The sequence below is a fragment of the Sphingobium sp. C100 genome (genome assembly GCF_000508185.1).
Taxonomy (GTDB): Bacteria; Pseudomonadota; Alphaproteobacteria; order Sphingomonadales; family Sphingomonadaceae; genus Sphingobium.
In genome coordinates, this window is record NZ_AYOY01000186.1 from 1 (window position 1) to 24,993 (window position 24,993).

The following is a 24,993-nucleotide window of genomic DNA, read 5'->3' on the forward strand; positions in this document are numbered from 1 at the left end:
TGCATGAACCGATCGCCGCCGATTTTCGCCCCGATCAAGATGGTAAAAGGCTTGCGCGGCTGAAGATCGTCGCCGGACTGACCGGGGTCGCGCTCGACCAGATCATCCAGCGCGATGCCCAGCGACAAATGCGTCACGTGATCGTCGTCACATTTTTGGCGCTGCTTACGGCGCTATTGATGGCGCTGATGTTGATCTTTGTCGCGCGCGCCAGAAACGAGGCGGAGGAGCAGCGCCAGCAGGCCGAAGGATTGATCGAGTTCATGCTTACGGACCTGCGGGACAAGTTGGAGGGCGTAGGTCGGCTCGACGTGCTGCAAACGGTGAACAAGCGTGCGCTCGCTTATTATGCCCGTCAGCCCGATCTCGCCGCGCTACCGCTTGATTCCCTCGAACGACGTGCCCGTATCTTGCAGGCCATGGGTGAAGATGATCTCAAGCGTGGTGATACGGCCGCCGCACTGGCGCAGTTTCGCGAAGCATATCGCGTGACCAACATGCTGCTCCTGGCGGCGCCGCGGGATGCGCAACGGCTGTTTGCGCATGCGCAGAGCGAGTTTTGGCTGGGTTATGTCGATTTCATGCAGGATCGCAATGAAGCTGCGCTGCCACGTTTCCGATCCTATCGGTCTTTGGCGCAGCGTCTCGTTCAGCTTCAGCCCGAAAATGCAACCTACTGGCGGGAACTGAGCTACGCTCAGGGAAATATCTGCACCATCGCGGTGGCGCAGAAAGCCCGTCCCCAGGCACTCGACAGCTGTCGCGCTGCGCTCGACACCATGGAACATGTCCAGCGAATGCGCCCCGCCGATTTGGACACCGCTATCGACCTTGCCAATCGTCATGCCTGGATGGCCGACGCACTGCGCGTGGGAGGCGCCGACAGGGAAGCACTTCAGGAGCGCAACCGACAGGCGGCGATCCTCCAGTCGCTGATCGAGGTCGATCCTAAAAATGCGCGCTATCTGCAGGACTGGATGTTGGCGCGCTATTCCATGTCGAACCTGCTTCATGCCTTGGGAGAAACGAAGCAAGCGGAAGAGCTGAGGGCGAAGGCGCGTGCGGACATCAGCCGGCTCGTCGCGAGCGATCCGGCCAATAATGACTGGCGTGTCTGGCAGCGTAAACTGGCCAAGCCGATCGAAGACGGGAGAAAATGACCATGTCGACGCATAATTATACGCAATATGGCCTTGAACCGCTGTTCGAGGTCGAACTCGAGGATGGCGTGGCGCCGATCCAGTTCGACGTGGTTTTGAAAGCGGAGGATGGCCGGATCGTGCTGCGATATGAGCAGCCCGGCGTAAAGGACAACGCCTATATCGCGATCAGGCGTAATTCGATCGTCGAGATCACCCTCATCGGCGACCAGCTCTTTTTCTCCAAGGACTATGACGCCATCACGACCAAGGAACCGCTGGCTTCCTTTTATGGAGGCCTGACCTATGATGATTATGATAGGAAGCTGGATCGATACAAGAAGGTCCGGTTTCAGGCGCGCTACAATCAGGGCGGCAAATATGGCACGCGACACCGATTCAACATCAATGTCGACCTGCTGCAAAATCCGGGCGCTGCCGCGCCGGAGTGGATCGCCCTGTCGATCGATCCCGACATCAAGAACCCGCCCCCGAAGGACGACTGAAAGCGACCATAGGGGTGGGTGACCGCATGATCCTTCCGATCCTGGCGCAGATTCGCACGGTGGCGCGGAGCGGCGACACGATCCGTGCGTGGAGAATGCTGAGCGACGCAGGGTTGCTGCAATCCGATGATGTCGAGGCGCTCAGTCTGAAGGGCCGGCTGCTCAAGGATCGCGCGGCGCGCAGCGACGCCACCGAGCGGAGCGCCCTGCTCGCGCAGGCGCAGGCCGCCTATATGCAGGCTGCGGGGGTTCGCCCCGCCACCTATCCCCTGATCAACGCAGCCACGCTCGCATTTTTGAATGGTTGTCCTGACGAAGCTTCTCGGCTCGCACGCGCCGTGCTCGCTCTTCTGGACAATGGTAATTATGAGCCGGAAACCCGCTACTGGCTTGCCGCTACGGCGGCTGAGGCGCATCTCCTGCTGGGCGACCGTACCGCCAGTCAGGCCGCGCTGGTGCGGGCGATGGAGGCTGCTCCCCAAGCATGGGAAGATCATGCCGCGACACTGCGCCAGTTTCAGCAGATATTGGCGCGACAGGGTGCGTCCACGGCGATCATAGATCCCCTGCGTCCCCCGCCCAGCCTTTATTTCAGCGGCATTATCGGTCTGCCCGAGAATGAGGATGCCGCCGGGCGGCAGATTGGAGAAGCGCTGGACATGATCGGGCCGGGCGCGGTGTTCGGCGCGCTGGCAGCGGGCGCCGATATACTGATCGCTGAGCTCGCCGCCGCGCGAGGGGCCGCGCTCCATATCGTTCTGCCAACGGCGCTGGAGGCTTTCCGAGAGGCGTCCGTCGCCAGATTTGGCGGACGCTGGCCCAGGCGTTTTGATCGGTTGATGGAAATGGCCGAGAGCATAGACGCGCCTCAAGCAACCCGCGAACTCTCTGATGCCGCCGTCGCGAAGGGCAGCGAGATCGCAATGGGCCTGGCACTGCGTCGGGCAGAGGCGTTCGCAACCCACGCAGTGGCCCTGCATGTCGGTCGCGCTTCGGACCCCTATATAGCGTCCCATCGGCTCTGGCATGGTTGCGGATTGCCTTTACGCACCGTCACGCTGGCCCAATCGACGCCGCCGCAAGGACCACCGCTCAGGACGGCGAGCAACAAGGCGATCCTGGCGTCGGTCGTACCTTTCGCCCCCGGATTGCAGCAAAGCGCGAGCGGGATCCATTATGTGATTCTGGACGATCCGGCCGCGGCGATGGCTCTGGGCGAGGCTATTTTGCGGACCAGTCCGGGCTATGGGCTGGCGTTGGAATATCGCACCGTTTTACCGACGGAGCCGCTTGATGGGGAGGACGGGCTGGCATTGCTTTTGGCCCCCGCGGCGCCGGCGGGCAGCATTTGCATGTCTTGGCCCGATGCGGCGGCGATGGCGCTGCACGCGCCTGGCTATCGGTTCGAACTGGCAGGCGATGTTATAACGCGCCAGGGCGACTGCCCGGTCGGTCATTATTATCCCTCACCGGCCTGATCGCTCCGGCGCAAAGGGGCTTCGTGAAATGTCCGGCAGAGGCTCGGGCACGCGGCATCGACAGAAAGATATTCCATATGAACCGCGACGGCTGATCTAGTCATTTGTTTTCGCATCTTTTTATGCGGAAAACCGGTTCCCATCTTTTGGCGCGGCGCTCTAAGAAACCATCTCGCTCAACATGCGGGGCGCGTGGATCACCAGTTGGCCATCCTCCCGGCTGACGATGCCGCGCCGGATCAGGACCGCGACTGCGCGCGACGCAGTCTCCCGGGTCGTATTTGCGCTGAGGGCCAATGTCGTGATCTGCGGCGCCGGAACGATGTGGTCATGTCCGTCCGCCAGCGCCAGCAATGCGCTATAGACTCGCCCTGCGGCGCTGTAGGTGGAGCGGGTCGCCATGCGATCCAGTGCTCGGTCGAGCTGGCGGGCTAGCAATTTGGCCATGCCCGCGCCAATTTGTGCGTTGGTTGCCACCAGCGCCGCAAGCGACTGGACCTCGGCCCGCAACAGCCGCGTGCCAACGAGCGCCTCTATTTCGGCGCGGTGCGTCGTTGGCACCGGATAGGCGCCGAAGAATTCGCCCGGATCATGCCGCGCCAGTTGCTGACGCTGCCCATCGATGCCGAATACCTGAACCGCAACGCATCCCTCCACGACTATCCAGCAATGATGCGAGGCTTCCCCCTGACGCGCCAAAATCTGTTTCGCCGCTATATGATGCGGAACAAGAACGCGGCGCAGCAGGTCGATCGCCGGCCGGTCGCACTGGAACACGGCCGACAGCACCTCAATCTGTTCCTCAGCGTCCAATGCCCCGCTCCCTGGTAAAGATAAGGCCCCGGACACGGCATAGCCCAGGCTTCCAGGATGAAAAACAGGGCAGCATCTTTGTCATGAAATATGTGATCTTGGTCACAGTCATGCCGGTGATGATCGCGTAGGAAAAATGTGCGACCCGAAGGAGGCTCCAATTGGGGCAACCTTTTTCCTGCCCGGAGGCATCATTGTCTCCGGGCATTTTTTGTCGCCAGGGCAGCGACAGCCGTGCGGCGGTGCGGTTCTTCCGCCGCGGCACAAACGCATCGCCCCATCGGACACGATCAGCGCGGTCTCCCGGCTTGCAGTCGCGGCGGGCAGCGGCGACGAACCTGCTACTTGCCTCGACCGCAAAGTTCGTTTCTGAGCGCGACCTTAGCGAACATCTGTTGAGCTGCGGCGCGATAGCCCTCATGGCCGAGGGGCGCCTGTCGCAGCGTGTCGGCAACGCCGGTGGCTGACAGGTAGCCTTTGGCATCGTGCGACACGACGACGAGAGTGCCGTCCGGCAGGCGATTGGAGGGCATTGCGAGGCGTACCGGCTAATCCTCGATAATGGCGACTGCGCGGGTCCAGCCTGCCGACGCGCCCTTGATCTTGTGTGGGAAGCAACTGACGATGAAGCCGTCGGCGCCCATGTCACCCTCGCTGCATCATAGAGTAAAACCGCTTGAATTCGTCTTAGGGCTCTATTCAGTCGATCCGCGGAAGTCCATTTTAGCAATGGCGGCCGGCGGGACCGCGTCAGCGACGGGGATCGCCATAAAGCAACCCGCGCCCGTCAGTGCCGACGTAGACGCGTCCGAACGTGCGGGGGTCGCCGGCGATCACACGGAAACGCAAGCCCCACTGATGGGAATCATCGTTGATCCTCTGCCAGCTATGCCCATGATCAGTGGAGCGCCAGATGCCCTCCTTCCCACCCAGCACGCCGATGGCGAAGAGCGTCGCGACGTCGCTGCCCGGCGCGGGCTTGCCAAGGCCGAAGAGCCGCACCGAAAGTGCGCCGTTGACCCTCTCGAACGAAACACCGCCATTGGTGCTGTGATACAGTTCGAAGCCGACGCGCAACCAGAGATCGCCGGCCGCGAACGGACTTGCCACCAGACTGGCCGGCTGTTCCCGCCCCACCATTCGGGCGCCCGCAAGATCGGCAGGAAGCCCTTGGCCTGCGACAGGTGCGAAGGTCAGCCCGCCGTCCCTGCTGGTCAGCAGCCGATCCTGCTCCACATCGACGCCATAGAAGCGTTTGGGGTCGACCTTGTCCGCGACCGGCCGGATGTCGCGTCCCAGCCCTTCGGGAACAAGCCAGGTCTTCCCCCGGTCTCGCGTGAGCATGGCGATTGGTGTGGCGACGATGAATGTCGTGCCATCGGCCGATGTGGCGATGGGGGCATTGCCCTCCAGGTCGTACCGCCTCTCGGCCTCGCCGGGCTTTGCGGCCATTGGCGGCACGCGCAACGGGCGCCAGCTATGCCCGCCATCCTGTGACCAGCCCAGCGTCGCGTCGCGCGAACGGTTCGAATGGAGACTGCCGCTGCGTACGATGATAGCGGGGTTACGACCGGCATAGTCGATATTGTTGGTGTTGGAGAGATAGGGGTTCGAAAACATATGGGAGGGGGAGACGGCGAGATCTTCGTGCACGAACCCGGCAATGTCGCCGAAGCCGGAGATCAGTGGAGCGCCGCCGGTCGGACTGGTGAGCGTGATGATCGCGGTCTGCTCGATTCCCTTGACCCACGGCTTCCATAGCATTGCCTTCGGCTTGGCGAAGTCGGTGGTCATATAGACGGTTGCGCCGGTGACATAGGCGGCCCGGCCGGGGTTGAACGGATCGATCGCGACCCCCGCGGTCCAATGGCCGAAGTCAGCGCTGATGCCGTTCATGTTGAGGAAGGGCGAGGCGCGCGTGTCCCGCTGGCTCAAATCGCGGATATCGGTCCAGTTCGCCCCGTCGTCATGCGTGCGCCAGATCGTATCGCCCGGCATCCAGCGATCGATGCTGCTTACTGCCAGCGTACCGGGCGCGGAAGGATCGAGGCTGAGCCCCATGAAACCACCCGCATGGCTTTTGTCGGGTGTGATGTCCGTCCAGCGATCGCTCTTCGTGTCGAACCGCCAGACCGCGCCTGCGGTAACGCCGTTGGGACCGATACCGTTGCAATAGGCAATATAGAGCATTCCGCGGCGGTCGATCACGGCCTTTGTGGGCAGCAACGTCTGCGGCGGCTCGCCTTCGACATGCTGCCAGCGCGCGCCGCCATCGGTCGAGCGGAACAAGTGGTGGTCACCCGGATCGGCGGAACCCGCGAAGATGGCGCCGCTTGCCGGGTCGATCACCACAAAGCTGATGCCGCCATGTGTGGGCTGCCTGCGTCCAGGCTGGCCCAGGCCGGGAAGAGGAAAGCTCTCGACCTTCCGCCAGGTTGCGGCGCTGTCGTCGCTTCGCCACAGTCCGTCATGGCGCGATCCGAAAAAGATTGTGGCGCTGTTGCGAGGATCGATCGCCAGCCGTTCGCCCATGCCCCGACCATCTTCATTGCCGCCCATCGCGAATGGCACCGGCGTCACGCGCCAAGTCGTGCCCCGATCATCCGAGCGAAGGATCGCGGCCGGCTCGCTCCGGTACATGCCTGCGGCCAGATAGACGATATTCGGGTCTTTCGGGTCGGCGGCCAGGCTCTCGATTCCCATATAACTGCCTTCCGCCATGCTGTCCTGCAACGGAACCCAACGCGCTTCCCTCGAGTCCCAGCGATAGGCGCCCCCCATGTCGGTGCGCAGATAGGCAAGATCACGCTCCGCAGTGCTAAAGATGATGTTCGGCGCGAATCCACCCGCGCCGACCGAAACGTTGTGCCAGAGATAAGGGGCGGACGCCTCTGCCGCCACCGCACAGCGCGGTGCGACGCTCGCAAGCACAAGGAATCCAAGGAGCGTGATCGCCCATTTCATCATCTTCTCCCTGCTCCACAATGATAGCGCTATCAAAAATAGCTTGTATTATAAAAGACGTTCGCGCAAGACAATGTCACAGGGGAGAGTGAACATGAAGGCGATGCTGCGCGCGTCGGCGGCGGTGCTGGCATTTGGGGGCGTTGCGGCTGCGACGCAGGGGGACGCGCAAAGCATAGCGCATCCGGAAATCTGGCCCAAATCGAACAGCCAGGGCCTCGTCGATGATAAGACCGAAATGTTCGTCACCGGGCTCATGAAAGAAATGAGCCTGGAAGAGAAAATTGGCCAGATGATTCAGGCTGACCTGTCCGCGATCACGCCGGAGGATCTTCGCGCCTATCCGATTGGCAGCGTGCTTGCGGGGGGTAATACGCCTCCGATCGGTGGCCACGAACATTCGCCGGCAAGTGTTTGGGTGGCCACGGCTCGCGCCTTTCGCGCCATATCGCTCGAGCAGCGTCCCGGCCATGTGCCGATCCCCGTGATATTCGGGATTGATGCGGTTCATGGCAACAGCAACGTGCCAGCCGCAGTGATCTTCCCTCATAACATCGGCCTTGGCGCTGCCAATGACCCCGATCTCGTTCGCCGGATCGGCGCGGTGACGGCGATTGAGACAGCGGTGACGGGCATTGACTGGGCCTTCGCGCCGACGCTGGCGGTGCCGCAGGATGATCGCTGGGGCCGCACCTATGAAGGCTATTCGGAGGCGCCCGACATCGTGCGTCGCTATGCGCCCGCAATGGTGGAGGGCCTGCAGGGCAAGCCGGGACATAACCGTATTCAGGACGGTCATATCGCGGCATCCGTCAAGCATTTCCTGGGTGATGGCGGAACCGCCGAGGGTGTTGACCAGGGCAATACGCAGGTTTCGGAGGAGACGCTGCGTGACCTCCATGGCGCCGGTTATCCAGGCGCGGTGAAGGCTGGCGCGATGACGGTGATGGCGTCGTTCAACCGCTGGAACGGCGAGAAGATGCACGGGAACGAGAGCCTTCTGACAGGCGTGCTCAAGGAGCGGATGGGCTTTGACGGCTTCATCGTTGGCGACTGGAACGGCCATGGCCAGATTCCCGGCTGCACCAATATCGATTGTCCCCGAACCTTCACCGCCGGCCTCGACATGGCAATGGCGCCGGATAGCTGGAAGGGCCTCTATGAAAACACGCTCGCGCAGGCAAAGGCGGGGACGATCCCGATGTCGCGGATTGACGATGCGGTGCGTCGTATCCTGCGGGTCAAGGTGAAGCTGGGGCTGTTCGAGGCGACGCGGGGCTATGAGGGCAGGGTTGATCTGCTCGGTGCGCCCGCCCATCGTGCGGTGGCGCGCGAAGCGGTGGCCAAGTCGCTCGTCCTGCTCAAGAATAACGGGTCGCTGCTGCCGGTGAAGCCGGGTGCCAGGGTGCTCGTCGCCGGGTCGTCCGCTGATGACATCGGTCTGCAATCGGGCGGATGGACATTGACCTGGCAGGGGCAGGGTAACAAAAACAGCGATTTCCCTAATGGAGAATCGATCTGGAGCGGCATTGAAAAGGCCGTGACCGAGGCGGGCGGCAAGGCCCTGCTCAGCGTCGATGGCAGTTTCACGGAAAAGCCCGATGTCGCGATCGTCATATTCGGCGAACAGCCCTATGCGGAGGGGCGGGGCGACATCCGCACGCTGGAATTCCAGCCGGGCGACAAACAGGCGCTGGCCTTGCTCAGGAAGCTACAGGCCCGACATGTCCCGACCGTCTCGGTGTTCCTTTCCGGTCGGCCGCTCTGGGTCAATCCCGAGCTGAACGCATCGGACGCCTTTGTCGCCGCCTGGTTGCCCGGCAGCGAAGGCGGCGGCATTTCCGATCTACTCATTGCCGGAAAGGACGGGACGCCCAAGCGCGACTTCACTGGCAAGCTATCATTCTCCTGGCCGAAAAATGCCGGGCAATTCGTGCTCAACCAGGGAATGGCGGGATATGATCCGCTCTTCGCTTATGGCTATGGCTTGACCTATGCCGATCAGGTGCAGGTGCCGCGCTTGAGCGAGGTCGCGGGAGTCGACGCGAGTGTCGCCAACACCAGCGTTTTCTTCGCGCGCAGCACGGTGCCGGCCCCCTTCGCTTTGACGGTCGGCAGTACAATCGCACAGAGCGCCGTCGATTCGGCCACGACGCAGGAAGGCGCGGTACAGTTCAGATGGACGGCGGACGATGAGCAGGCTGTCCGTATCGGCGGTTCCACGGTGAATCTCGAGCGTGAAACAAATGCCGATTTGACGTTGCAGATGGAATATAAGGTCGAGACCGCTCCCCAGGGGCCGGTGTGGCTCGGCATGGCGGGTTCTGCTTCCGCCACGGGGGTCGATGCACGGGCATTGTTCAGTGCGGCGGGCGCGTGGAAAACGGTCAAGATCCGGCTCGCCTGTTTCAGGGACGCCGGGATGGACATGGCGTCAGTTGCCGCGCCCTTCATGTTGACGGCCAGCGGACCCTTTGCAGTGTCAATCGCGGATCTGCGGCTCGTTACCGATCCGGAAGGCGCCATTTGCCCTGCCGCTCGGCCGGGTCCGTGAAACCATCCTGGGCGCCCAAGGCATGAGGACGCTCGGTTTTGCAGGAATACGGGCCGGTTCGAGCCGCTCATTTCAGTTCCAATGTACCGCGACGGAGGACAACTGATCGATGCATATCTTTAGCCGAACGCTTCCGACATTGGCCGGTCTGGCGCTTGCCGCCCACCCGGCGCTAGCTGCATCGGAGGCGCCGCATATTGTTTCTCGGGCAGGCCAGCACGCGCTGATCGTCGATGGCGCGCCCTTCCTGATGTTGGGCGCCCAGGTTAACAATAGCGCCAATTACCCAGCCATGTTGCCCGAAGTGTGGCCGGCGATCGAAAAGATGCACGCCAATACGGTGGAGGTGCCGATCGGCTGGGAACAGGTCGAGCCGGTGGAGGGGCAATTCGATTTCTCGTTCCTCGACGCCCTGCTTCCGCAGGCGCGTGAGCGCAATCTGCGCCTGGTGCTGCTGTGGTTCGGCACCTGGAAGAACACCGCGCCCAGCTATGCGCCGGAATGGGTCAAGCTGGACCAGAAGCGCTTTCCGCACATGATCAACGCCAAGGGCGAGACTCATTACGCGCTTTCTCCCCATCATCGCTCGACGCTGGAGGCCGACAAGCGCGCCTTTGTCAAACTGATGGAATATCTCAAGAAAAACGACCCGCAAAACACCGTCATCATGGTTCAGCCGGAAAATGAGACCGGCAGCTATGGCGCCGTGCGTGATTTCTCACCGGTGGCGCAGAAGCTGTTCGAGGGGCCGGTGCCCGCGCCGCTGCTTAGGCAGATGAACAAAAAGCCCGGCACCTGGCGTCAGGTGTTCGGTGATGATGCGGACGAGTTTTTCCATGCTTGGTCGATCGCGCATTATACCAACGAGATCGCCGAGGCGGGTAAGGCGGTGAAGCCGCTGCCGATGTTGATGAACGCCGCGCTGGCCTCCGCTTTCGGGCGCCAGCCAGCGTCCACTTATTCCAGTGGCGGCCCGGTTCATTTCGTGATCGACGTGTACAAGGCGGCGGCGCCGGCGATCGACTTGGTTGCGCCCGACATCTATACGCGCGACCACGCCGCCTATCTCGCCTATCTTGGCTTCTACGACCGCCCTGATAATGCGCTAATGGTGCCGGAAACGGGCAATGACAAGGAATTTGCGCGTTTCTTCTTCCCTGTCGTGGGCCGGGGCGCGATCGGTTTCGCGCCCTTCGGCATGGATTATACCGGCTATTATAATTACCCCTTGGGCGCCAAGGATCTGGACGACGCGACCATGGAGTTGTTCGCGCGCAACTATCGCCTGTTCGGGCCGATGCAGCGCGAATGGGCCAAATGGGCATTCGAGGGCAAGACCTGGGGCGTGGCCGAGCCGACCGATCCCAAGGCCGAGCACAGCCAGCATATCGACATGGGCAAGTATAAGATGACCGTGACCTTCGGTCAGTGGCAGTTCGGCACCGAAAAGCCGACCGGCAATCCCGAACCTGTGGGCGGCGTCGCCGTCGCGCAACTGGGCGAGAACGAGTTTCTGGTCACCGGTTTTCGCTCGCGCGTCTATTTCGGGCTGAGCAAGCCTGCACCGCTTGAATCGATGATGACCTTGCGGGTGGAGGAAGGCCATTTCGACAATGGCAAATGGATATTCCGCCGCGTGTGGAACGGCGATTCGACCGACTATGGCCTCAACTTCACGGGCCGGGAACAGGTGCTTCGGGTCAAACTCACAACTTACAAGGGGACGCCGCCCATTCCGGTGGGCAATCCCAACTGACGCTACGGAGCCGCCGCCATGTCGAAATTGTTCGCCTGCATCCTGTTCATGCTAGCTTGTGCAGTGCCGGGGGCAATGGCCGCACAGGCGCCCGGCTCCTCGCGCGAGACGACGATACTCCTGGCCGATTGGCTATTTGCGCAGGGCGATCTGGAAGGGGCGGCGGCGCCATCGTTTGACGATAGCGGTTGGTCGCGCGTGACGTTGCCTCATAGCTTCAACGCGGCCGAAACCGGCGATGGCACCTATTATCGCGGGCCGGCCTGGTACAGGCGGGCGTTCGACATTGTCGAACTACCCCGCGGACGGCGGCTTTTTATCCAGTTCGACGGCGCGGCCCTGGTCGCTGATGTCTATCTGAATGGCAAGCTCGCCTGCCGTCACGAAGGGGGGCACGCGGCTTTCCGTTGCGATGTCACCGGCGCACTGGTGCGCGGCGCCAATCTGCTGGCGGTGCGCGTGGACAATAGTTTCAATCGCGCCGTGACGCCGCTGGGCGGCGATTTCACCGTGTTCGGCGGCCTATATCGCCCCGTGTCGCTGATCGAGACGGACGACGTGCATTTCGACCTGCTCGATTATGGCGGGCCGGGCGTCTATGCGCGCGTTCGCGGGATCGCCGACGATAGGGCCACCATATCGGTAGTTGCAAAGCTCGCCAATGATAGGCTCCGCCCGAATCGCACCTCCGTCCTTGCGCGCATTCTCGACGCGCAGGGGCGCGAGGTGGCGCGCGCGTTGACAGCAATTCGGGTGCCTGCAGGGAGCGTGCGCGATGTGACGCTCGACCTGCGCCTCCTGTCCCCCAGGCTGTGGGATGGGGTGCGCGATCCCTATCTCTACCGCCTTGTCGCGCGCATTGGCCCAGACGGTGACGAGGTTTCGGTTCCGCTCGGCGTGCGCACCGTGCGCGCCGATCCCGAACAGGGCTTTCTGCTGAATGGCAAATCCTATCCGCTACGGGGCGTCAATCTGATGCACAGCGCCCGACCGGGCAAGGGCACGGCGGTAACCGATGCGGAGGTCGCGGAGGATTTCGCGATCATGCGCGACATGGGCTCGACCGGCGCGCGACTGGCGCATTTTCAGCATCCCCAGGCCGCTTATGACGAAGCCGACCGGCTCGGCCTCGCCCTATGGACGGAGATCGGGATCAACGGCATGGTCGAGGACAGCGCCGCCTTCCAGGCGAATGCGGTGCAGCAGATGCGCGAATTGATCGCCCAGAATTACAATCATCCCTCGGTAGTGATTTGGGGGTTGGGTAATGAAGTCTATTCAACCGAGCCGATCGTGGAGCAAGTGCTGCGCACGTTGCAGGCGGTCGCGAAACAGAGGGATTCTGATCGGCTGACCGCTTATGCCCATTGCTGTCAGCAGGACGATCATCCCAAGGCACTGATCTCCGACATTATCGGGTTCAACCGCTATTTCGGCTGGTATCCCGACCAGAAGGGCACGATTGGCGAATGGGCGGCGGGTTTCCATAGCAAGCATCCGGAGCGACCCTTTGGGGTCAGTGAATATGGCGCCGGCGCCAGCATCCTGCACCAGGAGGATCCGCCGCGCACCGTCGTTCCATCAAGCGGCTGGCATCCCGAACAATATCAGGCCCTCTATCATGAGCGGAACTGGCTTGAGCTGAAGGATAAGCCCTATTTGTGGGGCACCTTCATCTGGGTCGGCTTCGATCTTGCCTCGGCCGGGCGGCATGAGGGTGACCGGCGCGGGATCAACGACAAGGGGCTCGTGACCTATGACCGGCAGGTGCGCAAGGACGCCTGGTATTGGTATCGTGCCTGGTGGTCGGACCAACCGACGCTCTACATCAACAGTCGTCGCTTCACCTTGCGCCCAGATCCGGATGTCGTTGTGAAGATATACACCAGCGCGCCACAGGCGACCTTGTTTTTGAATGGCGTTGAAATTGGCGAGCGCCGAGCGGAGAACCGCATCGTGCGCTGGCCCGTGACGCTGCGGGACGGCGCGAACGTGATTGAGGTGCGTGCCGCGGCGGGCGGCGAAATGCTGACCGACAAGGTGTTATGGCGATATCAGCGTCCACCCGACATGCTGGTTCCTGCGCCGAGCGCGAGCGACTAACATTCTCTATAATGCGAAAGACGTCTGCATCATTCATGGGTTGAAAATGACGACGACCGAACTCTTCCTGATCGCGATGATGATCATCTTCAGCCTGCCATATCTGGCTTGGCGGTTGGGAGGGACCGACTATTATGCGCCATTGGTGGTGATGCAGATCATCAGCGGCATTCTGCTCGGTCCCGGTATGCTGGGCGCTGCCTTTCCGGATTACTATGCCTTCGTCTTTCGGGCCGATGTCGTGTCCGCGCTGAACGGCATCGCCTGGTGGGCGGTGATGATCTTTGTTTGGATCGCCGGCATTGAACTGGACCTGAAGCAAGCCTGGCGGTGCCGCACGGAAACGGCCATCACTGCCGGACTGGCGCTCGCGGTGCCGCTGGCTCTCGGCAGCCTCGCCGCCATTATCCTGCTTGGCGCGTCAGATGGATGGATCGGGGCAAAAGGCATGAAGTGGCAGGTTATCTTGGGCATCGGCATGGCCTGCGCTGTGACCGCCCTCCCGATCCTCATTCTGTTCATGGAGAAGCTTGAGATATTCCGCGAGCCGCTCGGCAAGCGCGTGCTGCGTTACGCCAGCCTCGATGATGTGGCGATATGGGGCGTGCTTGCCCTCATCCTGCTCGATTGGGACCGTGTGGGACGCCAGGCCGGGTTCCTTGCCGCCTTCTGTGCCGCTATGTGGCTGGTCCGTGCGCTCGCCATGCGCATTCCCGAGCGTGACCGCTGGTATGGCGGGCTCATCTGGCTTGCGGCGTGCGGCCTTGCGGCGGACTGGGCCGGACTTCATTATATGGTTGGCGCCTTCCTGGCAGGCGCCGTCCTCGATGCCGAATGGTTCGATCAGAAAAAGATGGACGCCTTTCGCGATCATATCCTCTTCGCCATGATGCCGGTGTTTTTCCTGAGCACCGGTCTTAGAACGCAATGGGAGGTCGGCGGGGCTGTCGTTTTCGGCGCGGCTGCGCTTCTGCTCTTCGCCGCTGTCGCCGGCAAGCTTGCCGGCGTTCACATCGCCGGCCGCATTCTTAAATGGGGTAAGGGCGAGGCCGCAGTGATCGGCTGGCTGTTGCAGACCAAGGCGCTCATCATGATCATCTTCGTCAATATCCTGCTCGATAAGCAGATCATCACGGGTGAGACGCTGACCGCACTGCTCTTAATGGCCGTCGTCAGCACGATGTTGACGATTCCCGCCGTGACACCTCGCCTCAAGGCCCTGGCAGCACATGGGCTGAGCGGGAGGAGCGTCAAAAAAATTACTTGAGGGAGAAAATATGGAAATTCATTTTCTCCCAATCCATGATAGCGCTACCTTGCGCTGCCGCTCAGGGGAGCGGAGGAGGGATTGAACGCATAACAGCGGGAGGGGAATCCGGCTTTATAAGGTGGCGGCGAATGGGGACGGACCGATCCGGCCTCGCTTCGGAGCCGAGACAAGAAGCGCTTTGGTGTGATGGCTACGGGTAACCGCAGCCAAATCCGGCGGGCGCGTGCCGCGCGCAACAGTCTCTGACGATCATCAAGATAACCACAAATAATTTGGGGAGTTGGTCATGAATATAGCCTTTCAATTGAGCCGCCGCGTCTTTCTCGCGTCTACGATGCTCGCCGGCGCTGTCCCGGCTCTCGCTCGGGTGGAACGCCTACCTTACCGCAATCCGTCTTTGCCTGTTACAGACCGTGTTCGCGACCTTCTGTCGCGCATGACGCTCGAAGAGAAGGTCGCGCAGATGCGTTGCATCTGGAGCGATAAGGGCGAGATGTTCGATGACGCGGGCAACGTCGTCCCTGACAAGGCGGCGAAATTCCTTGCAGATGGCATCGGCCAAATCGCCCGCCCGTCTGATATGATGGGGGTCAAACAGGGCGGGGCGCGGTCCATCGCAAATTGCGTCGCGCTGGTGAATGCAATCCAGCATGTGCTGGTCGAGCGTACTCGCCTAGGCATCCCGGCGCTATTCCATGAGGAAGCTGCGCATGGCTATGCCGCTAGCGACGCGACCGTGTTTCCGATCCCGCTTGCACTGGGCAGCACATGGGACACCGGGCTGGTCGAGCGCGTGTTCGGCGTGGCCGGTCGCGAGGCGCGTGTTCGCGGCGCCACAGTGGCGCTGGCGCCGGTGATCGATCTGGCGCTCGATGCCCGGTTCGGCCGCGTGGAGGAAATGTTCGGAGAAGATCCGCAACATGTGGCGCAGATGGGCGTCGCGGCGGTTCGCGGGCTTCAGGGCCGTACCCGCCCACTTGGCGGCGACAAGATCTTTGCGACGCTAAAGCACTTCGTCCATGGTTCGCCTGAAGGCGGCGTCAACCTCTCTCCTGTCGAGATTAGTGACCGCGGGCTGATGCAGAGCTATCTGGTGCCGTTTCGCGACATCATTCGTCACGCCGATCCGGCGATCATCATGCCGTCCTACAATGAGGTCCAGGGTATGCCCGCACACGCCAGCACTGACCTGCTGGTCAAGAAGGGGCGCGAGTTGCTCGGCTTCAAGGGCGCCTATTTCAGCGATTATAGCGGCGTCAGCAATCTGGCGTGGCAGCATCATGTCGCCTCGAATGAGGAAGAGGCGGCGGTGCTGGCGCTCGAGGCCGGGGTGGATGCCGATCTGCCGCACGGGTCGGCCTATCGCCATTTGGTCCAGCAGGTTAAAGCCGGCCGGGGCGATGAGAAGCGGATCGACATGGCGGTGGCGCGCATCCTCGCCCTCAAGTTCGAGGCGGGCCTGTTCGAGAACGCTTATGCCGACGCGCGCAAGGCGGTGCGGGAAACGAGCCAGCCGGAAGATGTCGCGCTCGCGCGGCTTGCGGCACAAAAGGCTATTGTCCTGCTCAAGAATGACGGCGTGCTGCCGCTCGATCCCCAGGCGCGCCGTACCATTGCCGTCATTGGGCCAAATGCGGCTCCGGCGCTGTTCGGCGGCTATTCCGGCTATAATGACAACGCTGTCGGTTTACTGGCCGGGCTGAGGGCGGCTGCCGGGCCTGACTTTCGTATCGAACATGCCGAGGGCGTACAGATTGTTGATCCGTTGCGCCCCGGCGAAGCGGAAAATATATCGCCGATCCGCCCTGCTGATCCATCCGCCAATCGCGCGCGCATCGCCGAGGCTGTCGAACTGGCCAAGCGGTCGGATCTGGTGATCCTGGCCGTGGGTGACGTTCCGCAGGTGACGCATGAAGCGATCAACCCGGACGCGCCGGGTGATCGTGCAACGATCAGTCTCTTCGGCGATCAGGATGCACTGGTTGATGCGGTGCTGGCGACCGGCAAGCCGGTGGTGGCCGTGTTGCTCAACGGCCGCCCGCTTGCGGTTAAGCGCTTGGCGGATGGCGCCAAGGCATTGATCGAAGGCTGGTATCTCGGCCAGGAGGGCGGCAACGCCCTTGCCGACGTGATTTTCGGCAAGGTCAATCCCGGCGGCAAATTATCGGTTTCGATCCCCCGCGGCGTCGGCAATCAGCCCGCAGGCTATCGCCGTCACCCATCGGCGGCCGTTTATCGCTATATCGAGGAGCCACGGTCGGCCCTGTTTCCATTCGGTTTCGGGTTGAGCTACACGAGTTTCGAATTATCCGAGCCTCGGCTGGATCGTTCGCGGATCGCGCCGGGTGAGACGGTCCGGGTCATGGTGGACGTTAGAAATGTCGGTGAGCGCGTCGGCGACGAGGTGATTCAACTCTATATCCGCGATGAGATGAGCTCGGCGCCCAGACCGCTGCTGGAGCTAAAGGGCTTTGAGCGTGTGACGCTGGCGCCCGGTGAGATGCGTACTGTCGTCTTCGTCCTCGGGCCAGGCCAGCTGGTATTTCTGGACAAGAATATGCGCTGGACCGTCGAGCCGGGCAGTTTCGCCATCCACACCGGCAATAGCACCCAGACGCTCAAGAGCGCGCGGCTCGACGTGACATAAGTCTGGCCGCGCACGAGGCCTGAGCCGTTCTCCGTCGGCGATCGGTTCAGGCCTCTTGATTGATGCGGCATCGGCTCTCCGGCGCTCCCGGTTTTGCGGCGCCAGACCGGGCGAAGCCACCCTTAACCGGATATGGCGTCGAGGCGCAGTTGTTGCACGGGCAGGCCATCGACCATGACTTCGACCAGAACCGGCCCCGCCTGTGTCCCGGCGCGGATCGCGGCGACGACGCGGCCGTGGAAGCTGGAGCGCGTGCCCGACTGGAAGCTGGACGCATCACGCGGATCGCCATTGCCGATGCCGGCGAGCGTTGCGGCCCCTTTCACACGCACGCTGACGCGGCGGTCGTCCGACTGCGCGTAGATGGGTGTGCCGTCGGAATCGACCAGTTCAACCACCACATAAGCCAAGTCCTCGCCATTGGCGGTCAGGCGCTGACGGTCGACGCTCAGTTTTATGGTGGCAGGCGCCCCGGCGGTACGCAACTCCCAGCGTGCAGCCTCCCGCCCGTCGCGATAGCCCACTGCCGTTAGACGACCCGGAGCATAGGGGACGCTGAACATCATATTATATTCCGTGCCTATGCCTACCGCCCGTCGCCCGAGGCTTTGGCCGTTGAGGAACAGTTCGACCTCGGGAAGCTCGGAATAAACCTCCACTTCCAGCGGCTTTCCCTCCTGTCCCGGCCACGTCCAGCTTGGATGGACATCAGGATGCGACCAGTCGAGATGAGGCGGCGTGATCGGATAATAATGCCGGTCTGGCAAATCTTCGGTGCCTTTGGGCTGGCGAACAACGGCCACTACTGGGTCAATGCCCGTCTTCCAGAGTATCTGGCGGTAATATGCCGCCGGCCGCTTGCGCCCGGTCACATCGATTTCGCCGCAATAGGCAAGATGCCAGGGATAGGGTCCGAGCTTTTGCCAGTCCTGGCTATAGCCCATCCAGCCGATCCCGCTTTCGCCGATATAATCCACTGCGGTCCAGACGAAGTCGCCGATCACCCAGGGCATGGTCTCCACCTTCCGCCAATAGGAGAAGGCATCGATGGGTAGTGATTCGGAGGTGTACATGATGCGTTCGGGGAATTTTCTATGGTCATCCTCGAACATGTTTGCGCGATAGTTATAGCCCGCGACATCCAGCACCGCGAATTGGGCATCGCTGGCAGGCGCGTCGGTGCTGACCGCCTGCGTTACGGGACGGGTAGGGTCGAGCATCCGGACGCGCTCGGCCAGCATACGCCCCGTTTCGACGCCCAGCGTCTCGCCCTGTTCGGGGATTTCGTTGCCGATGCTCCAGAACAGGACGCTGGGGTGATTGCGCGCACTGACGACCATGCTGTCAATGTCGCGTTGCCAGTCGGTCTTGAAGAAGCGTGCATAATCCTTGTCGCGCTTGCTCTTGTTCCAGGCATCGAAGGATTCGTCGATCACTAACATGCCCAGTTCATCGGCTGCGTTCAGCGTGGCCTGGCTGGCGGGATTATGCGCGCTGCGAAGGGCGTTATAGCCCGCCGCCTTCATCAACACGACCTTGCGCGCATCCGCGTCGGGGAAGCCGGCCGCGCCCAGCATGTAATTGTCGTGATGGAAATTGCCGCCGCGCAGCCGCACCGGCTTGCCGTTGACCCGCAGGCCGTTCACAGCGTCCACACTGATCGTGCGGATGCCGAAACGGGTCCGCCGCTCATCGGTCACGGCACCCTGTACACGCACCTGCTGAACCAGCGAGTAGAGATTGGGGGAATCCGGCGACCAGAGCGCCGGGCGCGAAACGGTAAGGGACTGATTCCAGTCCGCACTCCCTCTCCCAACGACGATGCGAAGCTCTTTGGCCTGCGCTACCACATCGCCATTGGGCGCCACGATCTTCGTCACAAGTTCCATCGCCTGTGGCCTGCCCGCGCAATTGCCGGCGGAGGCACGAACAGCGACGGTGCCTGAGGCTTCGGTCGCGACCGGAGTGGTCACGAAAATGCTTTCGGGACGGAGGTGCGCACAGTCAAGAATGTCGAGCGAAACCGGACGGATGATGCCCGATCCGGCAAACCAGCGCGATGAAGGATCGGCATGGTGGACGCGCACGGCGATCACATTGTCGCCGGCTCTGAGTTTGCCTGTCAGATCGACAGTGAAGGCGGTATAGCCATAATGATGTTCGGCCACGAGTTCGCCGTTCAGCCAGACATCGGCGTCCATATAGATCGCCTCGAAATTCAGGCGGACCAACTTTTGCGCCTCTGTGGCGTCAAGGCGCAGATGGCGACGATACCAGCCAATGCCGCCTGGGAGATAGCCCGAGTCCTGCCCGCCCGCGACCTTGGGGTCGAAGGGTGGGGAGCCATCGGCTTTGTCCATGACCGCCCAGTCGTGCGGCACGGCTACCGGCTGCCAGCCTTCGTCACCAAAGGCTAGTGTTTCCGCGCCCTTGATCTCGCGGGGCGCGAACAGCCAATCTTGTGACAGGCTGCGCGTTTCGGCGGCGGCCGGCGCCGCGGTGGCGCAAAGGAGGGCGGTCAGCCAGAGGGCGCTTAAGGACGGGGCACAGGCAGGCAAAGCATTCCTCCTCATCTGTTTCTTTATTTGGCTGGCGGTCAGTTCGAAGGCGATGCGCGGCAAGCTTCAACGCATGCGGGAAAGCATGCGGATATAATTTACCTGATAACCATTGGAATTCTCCGCGACCGGCCAAGAATTGAGCGGCCAGCCATCGTTAAAGTCCTTGTACGATTTTTGTGGCGGTTGGCCATAAGGCGGGCTGGGCCGCTCGCTTCCGCACAATGAACTGATCGCTGGACACCGCGGATCCCAGTCATATTGGCTGGCGTTCGGGCCGCCGACCAGGATGCCGGGCGCGGGACCATAGGTCGAAATCTTGGCCTCATCCCATTTGGCCGATCCGTCTTCGAACCAGCTGTGGAAAATCTGGTTGGTCGAATTAGTCGCGCCGAGCGAATACATATTGGTGAGATAGACTTTCCCGAATGGGTTCACGCCGTGGAGATAATGCACATAGCCGGCGGCCGCCTGCATAGCCTCGGTCTCGCTGCGGCTACCTATTCCGAACCGGACAAGGTCGAGATAGAGGCTAGCTTCCACGCTCTTGACCGAATTGCTGCCCCAGATGTAATCGGGAATATAGGCCATGTATGGATCGGCCTCGCCAGTGATCTTGTCCCAGAACCACTCTGATTCCATGCCCTTCCCATAGGCGTTTCTGACTGCGCTCGCGGTTGAGGATGTCGCGCCCGGCAGGCTGGCATAACATAGCAGCGCAAGCTGCATTCCCCCTTCATAGGGCGACACATAATTGTTCCAGCGAATAAGGTTCGCCTGGTCGTAATTGGCGTCAACATAATCGCGATAGACGGGCTTACCCGTCAGGTCGTAGAGATAGACAGCGGCGATCAGCTTGGCGTTGGCACGGCCCCTGTCGTCGGTTTCCTGCTGACCTGCGCCAAGTCCTTCAGAGCCATAGCCCGCGTCATTGTTTCGGAAGATGACGCTGGGATTGGCGTCCGCCCAATTCCACGCATTTTCCGCGCGTGTGCGTAGCGCGCTGGCATAGCTGGCGAGTGCCGGAATATCGCCCAACACCTTGGCGCCCAGCGCATAGGCGGAGGCACTGTTGAGCGTAGCCGAGGTGTTCGCAGGGCCATAATAGCTCGGCCCGGTGGCGGCGGACGGCGGGCTGGCGGAACTCAAACCGACGATCGACAGCACCGATCCGTTCGGTTCTTGCATCCGACTCAGCCAATCGAGTCCCCATTTGGCCTCATCGACGATATCCGGAATGCCATTGCCTGACTCGGGAATATTATAATCATCGGTCCAGATCGCCTGGTTGCCTAGATAGGATTGAAGCAGATCGACGGTATAGCCCGCAGTCCAGCTTGTATATTTGTTGAAGTCGCCAGCATCATACCAGCCGCCCGTCACGTCGCGCTCGGTCGAGGCGTCCTCCTTCGCGCTATAAAGGCGGGCGTTCCTGTCCTGTCCTGGGCCGAGATGCGATGCGGCATCAGCCCAGCCTACGCCCGCATTCGCGACCGTCTTTTCCTGCCCCGCACGCTGGTAAAAGAAAGCGCGGACCGCGGCCTTCAGCACCGGGGCATAGACATTGGCGCCAATCTTGAATCGTGCGGACTTTTCCCCGCGCTGGCGATCTTGTATGAAATATTCTCCGTCGGCCGTGACGGAGCTGAAATCGAAATGCCACACCTTGTCGCCGGAGGAGGAATCTTCCGCGCCGCCGTTCCAGGGGGTGAGCCCGCCCGAATAGACGGTGGCGTTCGTGGCGGCGTTCACGACATCGTAGGTCGTGTTGGGCGTGTGGGAATCGCTGGCGTCGAACCCGGTCTGCGGGTCACGGATGACCGCGATTTTCTGGTGGCTGGGAAGGTAACCGAACTGATCGATGACAATCGCCGGCCCGAGCAACATTGTCGAAGGGGTTGGTGTCGGCGCTGGCGTTGGTGCCGCCGTCACCGCTGCCGCAGCGCTGCCGCTGTCGTTACCGCAGGCCGCAAGCCCGACCGGCAACATGCTGACGCCGGCCGCAACGAAAAACTTGCGGCATTCGAAACTGAATGAGCCGTACATCATGGTCCTCTCCATCAATCACAGCCCGTTCCCATTGGCGCGACACGCAGCTTTCTCGCCGCATTTTTAGGAGCAGCGCAGGAGAAATCCGCGTGACAAGCCAGGGCGCGGCGGCTGACTACCGCCTGTCCTTGCTATGAGAGCGATACCATATTGCACTAATAGGCCAAGGCAATGATCGTGCTGAATTGAGAAGTAAAATGTTGTGAAATGGCCAATTTTCGATGCAGGACGGTATAAACGTGCTTTGCTGGAACTGCAGGATATTCAGCGCGGCCGACATGGAGATACGAAGGCTGATCAATTAAACATTCACTATGATAGCGATATCTTCGCTATGATTACCGGTCTGACAATAGCTTCGTCGGCACGGATCTAAATCGCGCAATAGGAGCGGATGAAGTCGGTGTGATCGGGCAGGGCCTTTGCAGCATCCAGCACGGCGGCCCTCAGTGAAAGCAGCGCGCGCTCCATGTCGCCGGCTGGGATCGCGTCGGCGACCGGATCATGGCATTCGGGCACGATTCCCTGTCCCAACAGAACGGCGAGCCAGCTGCTTTCCGTGAACAGATCGTCGCTGAAGCGAAAGATGCGCCCGCCCGCGCGGAACAGCTCCATTTTGTGTCTGAGGCTGTCGGGCACCTCCATGTCGCGGCAATAGCGCCAAAAGGGCGTGTCGTCTCGTCGTGTCGCCTTGTAATGCAGGATGATGAAATCTCGAATCTGCTCATATTCGAGCAGACTTGACCGGTTGAATTCGTCGATCAGCGCGGGGGTGAAGCGCATGTCGGGGAAAAGGAGCAACAGCCGCGACACGCCGGTCTGGATCAGGTGAATACTGGTCGATTCCAGCGGCTCGATGAACCCGCCGGACAGGCCGATGGCAATGACGTTGCGATCCCAAAGCCTGTGTCTGTGTCCAGGCTTGAACCGGATATGGAGCGGATCTGACATTGCCGCCCCGTCGAGCGTCGCTCTCAGCCGCGCCTCCGCAGTATCGCTGTCGATATACGCGCTCGAATAGACATGGCCGTTGCCGATCCGATGCTGCAACTGGATGCGCCAGCGCCATCCAGCCGCGTCCGCTGTCGCGCGCGTGTAGGGGATCAGCGGACCGGTATTTTCGCACGGCATCGCGACGGCCCGGTCGCACGGCAGCCAGCGGCCCCAATCCTCAAACCCCACGCCCAGCGTCTGCCCGATCAACAGCGCGCGAAACCCGCTGCAATCGACGAACAGGTCGCCCTCCACAACTTGCCCGTCCCGCAACGTCACGGACGATACGAAACCGTCTTCGCGCTGGTTGACGTTCGTGACCCGGCCTTCGCGGCGAACGATGCCGCGTTGCTCCGCATAACGCCGCAGATAGCGGGCATAGAGGCCGGCATCGAGATGATAGGCATGACGCAAGTCGGGCAGTCCGCGCCGCATCTGCCCGATGCCGAAACGATTGAGCCGCGCCGCCATAAGGCACATATTATAATCGCCGATGGCGCCAACATCAGCGCCAGCATGAAGCAGCTTCAGCCACATCTGGTGGAATTTTACATCTGGCCGGTCGAGACCATAGTCGCCGAACGGGTGGATATAATGGTCGCCGAGCTTCCCCCAGTCGGTGAATTCTATCCCCAATTTGATGGTGGCCCGTGTTTGCCGCATGAAGTCAGCTTCGTCCAGGCCGAGCAGCTGGTTGAACACATGGAGCGAGGGAATCGTCGCCTCGCCGACGCCGATCGTGCCGATCTCATCGGATTCGATCAGCGTAACGGACAGCCCGCGCATATCCAACATGCGCGACAGGCCAGCCGCGCACATCCACCCGGCAGTGCCCCCGCCTACGATTACCACATTGCGGACAGGGTCATTATACAAGGGTGGAGCTCCCGCAAAATTGCCGGATATAATCCCCGTGGCGGGGCAGGGCCGCCGCGAACCGATCGGGATAATCTTGCATTCTGGCCATCAGTTGCATGAGCGTGCCTTTTGAAATCGCGCCGCCGAATATTGGTTAGTGGGGAAGTGGTTCGATCAGGCCGGTGACTGTGCGCAGCGTTTCGGGCACTTTCATGCTGCTGCAATAGCACCAGAACGGCGTGTCGTCACGCTGCGTCACTTTGAAGTGGAGGATGAGGAAGTCGCGGATGCGCTCATATGCGTCCGCGCTATGCTGGTTGATCGAGCGGCCCAAGAGAACCCGACGCAAGCCCTGTCGCAACGCAGTTGCCGATCCACAGTTTCACTTCGGTCCCAGAGGTGGTCGGCGCCATTATCAATGCAGGCGAGCGGGACGGCTCATGCCGCACCCGCCCAAATGCCCTCGCAAATAAATCCAGTTCTTAAAAACGAATACGAGCCGAAATGTCGAACCGGCGATCGCTGACGTTGGTATCATAGGGTTGGAACACGCCCGGGATCGGCTCCTGCAACGTCCGGGAAACCGTATCGAGGAGGTTGTTCGCGTGGGCCGAAATCGAGATCCTGTCATTGACCTTATAGTCAAAGCCAAGATCGAGATAGCCAGCGCTCGCAATCCAGGCCGGAACCATATTGTATACTGGATAGGAATGCACCGGATCGAAGTTTGTCGGGCTGGTGTTGAGCGTATAGGGATTGCCGCCGCTGGTCGCAAAGGACAGCGGGTTCACGTTGGTCGACAGCAACGCCTTGTCGCGCCAGTTATAGGCAAGCCGTACGTTCACCTTGCCGATGCTGTAAAGTAGCTGGACGTTGTATGCCCACTTTGCCAAGCCGGGGTAGGGCAGGTTCGGATAGGTCTGAGGTACGGTGCCGTCCGCATTGAGGCCGCCGTTGGCCGTCGGCGGGCTTAACACATGGTTAGCCTGCTGGGCCGGGCTTTTACTGTCGATGTAAGTCAGATTGGCTTCGATGCCGAAGCCTTTCAGAAAGCCGGGCAACTGGCTGAAGAACGTACGTCCACCAACTTCAAACCCCTTCATGTGGGCAGTGACATCGGAGGTCTTGTTCTGGAGATAGAGCCACGGCACGCTCAGCGTGGTCGGTGTGCCGCCTGTGGTTTCGCCATTGACCAGGGCAACGACCGGGATCGGCAGATTGTCCGCCGTGAACGAGTAGAATAGAGCCTGATCCTCGATCTGCTTGGCAAACACGTTGAAATAGAACAGATGGGGTGATTGGGGA

The 24,993-nt window shown here is 61.4% G+C and carries 15 protein-coding genes and 2 pseudogenes; 8 read left to right on the forward strand and 9 right to left on the reverse strand.

The window, feature by feature from the left end:
• The 3 genes from C100_RS43465 to C100_RS43475 form a co-directional block, all read left to right on the forward strand.
• On the forward strand, positions 1–1,160 hold a 1,160-nt coding region (locus tag C100_RS43465; protein ID WP_024021424.1), incomplete at its 5' end, for a hypothetical protein.
• Positions 1,157–1,645: a nucleotide synthetase gene (locus tag C100_RS43470; RefSeq protein ID WP_024021425.1), complete on the forward strand. Its 489-nt coding sequence runs from the start codon at positions 1,157–1,159 to the stop codon at positions 1,643–1,645. The genes C100_RS43465 and C100_RS43470, both read left to right, overlap by 4 nt.
• Positions 1,646–1,671: 26 nt before the next feature.
• A complete protein-coding gene (locus C100_RS43475) occupies positions 1,672–3,123 on the forward strand; it encodes a TRAFs-binding domain-containing protein (RefSeq protein ID WP_024021426.1) in 1,452 nt (483 codons plus the stop codon).
• Between the two features lie 159 nt (positions 3,124–3,282).
• Here the strand turns inward: C100_RS43475 and C100_RS43480 are convergent, their stop codons facing one another.
• The 4 genes and pseudogenes from C100_RS43480 to C100_RS43490 all read right to left on the reverse strand — a co-directional run bounded on the left by C100_RS43480 (position 3,283) and on the right by C100_RS43490 (position 6,903).
• Positions 3,283–3,936: a Crp/Fnr family transcriptional regulator gene (locus tag C100_RS43480; RefSeq protein WP_024021427.1), complete on the reverse strand. Its 654-nt coding sequence runs from the start codon at positions 3,934–3,936 to the stop codon at positions 3,283–3,285.
• A gap of 341 nt (positions 3,937–4,277) precedes the next feature.
• A complete protein-coding gene (locus tag C100_RS49340) occupies positions 4,278–4,469 on the reverse strand; it encodes a hypothetical protein (protein ID WP_024021429.1) in 192 nt (63 codons plus the stop codon).
• A 15-nt stretch (positions 4,470–4,484) separates the two neighbouring features.
• Positions 4,485–4,568: pseudogene (locus C100_RS49225) on the reverse strand (cyclase family protein); the annotation flags it as partial.
• 118 nt (positions 4,569–4,686) lie between these two features.
• The gene (locus tag C100_RS43490) at positions 4,687–6,903 is read right to left on the reverse strand and encodes a WD40/YVTN/BNR-like repeat-containing protein (RefSeq protein WP_024021431.1); all 2,217 of its coding nucleotides are present in this window, start codon (positions 6,901–6,903) and stop codon (positions 4,687–4,689) included.
• 91 nt (positions 6,904–6,994) lie between these two features.
• Between C100_RS43490 and C100_RS43495 the strand changes: the two genes are divergently transcribed.
• The 5 genes from C100_RS43495 to C100_RS43515 all read left to right on the forward strand — a co-directional run bounded on the left by C100_RS43495 (position 6,995) and on the right by C100_RS43515 (position 17,230).
• The gene (locus C100_RS43495) at positions 6,995–9,454 is read left to right on the forward strand and encodes a glycoside hydrolase family 3 protein (protein ID WP_024021432.1); all 2,460 of its coding nucleotides are present in this window, start codon (positions 6,995–6,997) and stop codon (positions 9,452–9,454) included.
• Between the two features lie 109 nt (positions 9,455–9,563).
• Positions 9,564–11,210, forward strand: coding sequence for a DUF5597 domain-containing protein (locus tag C100_RS43500; protein ID WP_052028368.1), 1,647 nt, complete (start codon positions 9,564–9,566; stop codon positions 11,208–11,210).
• An 18-nt stretch (positions 11,211–11,228) separates the two neighbouring features.
• Positions 11,229–13,313: a glycoside hydrolase family 2 protein gene (locus tag C100_RS43505; protein ID WP_152536524.1), complete on the forward strand. Its 2,085-nt coding sequence runs from the start codon at positions 11,229–11,231 to the stop codon at positions 13,311–13,313.
• A gap of 46 nt (positions 13,314–13,359) precedes the next feature.
• A complete protein-coding gene (locus tag C100_RS43510) occupies positions 13,360–14,580 on the forward strand; it encodes a cation:proton antiporter (RefSeq protein WP_024021435.1) in 1,221 nt (406 codons plus the stop codon).
• Positions 14,581–14,869: 289 nt separating this feature from the next.
• On the forward strand, positions 14,870–17,230 hold the full coding sequence (locus C100_RS43515) for a glycoside hydrolase family 3 N-terminal domain-containing protein (protein WP_084625497.1): 2,361 nt from the start codon (positions 14,870–14,872) through the stop codon (positions 17,228–17,230).
• A gap of 122 nt (positions 17,231–17,352) precedes the next feature.
• Here the strand turns inward: C100_RS43515 and C100_RS43520 are convergent, their stop codons facing one another.
• From C100_RS43520 to C100_RS0125290, 5 genes and pseudogenes are all read right to left on the reverse strand, one after another.
• Entirely contained in the window at positions 17,353–19,788 is a 2,436-nt protein-coding gene (locus C100_RS43520) for a glycoside hydrolase family 2 (RefSeq protein ID WP_031310138.1), read from the reverse strand.
• Positions 19,789–19,854: 66 nt separating this feature from the next.
• A complete protein-coding gene (locus C100_RS43525; protein WP_200866586.1) occupies positions 19,855–21,837 on the reverse strand; it encodes a glycoside hydrolase family 9 protein in 1,983 nt (660 codons plus the stop codon).
• Positions 21,838–22,209: 372 nt separating this feature from the next.
• Positions 22,210–23,682 (reverse strand): tryptophan halogenase family protein, encoded by a 1,473-nt coding sequence (locus C100_RS43530; protein WP_327194962.1) that lies wholly within the window; start codon positions 23,680–23,682, stop codon positions 22,210–22,212.
• A 160-nt stretch (positions 23,683–23,842) separates the two neighbouring features.
• Positions 23,843–24,037: a tryptophan 7-halogenase gene (locus C100_RS43535; protein ID WP_235219131.1), complete on the reverse strand. Its 195-nt coding sequence runs from the start codon at positions 24,035–24,037 to the stop codon at positions 23,843–23,845.
• Positions 24,038–24,170: 133 nt separating this feature from the next.
• Positions 24,171–24,993: pseudogene (locus C100_RS0125290) on the reverse strand (TonB-dependent receptor); the annotation flags it as partial.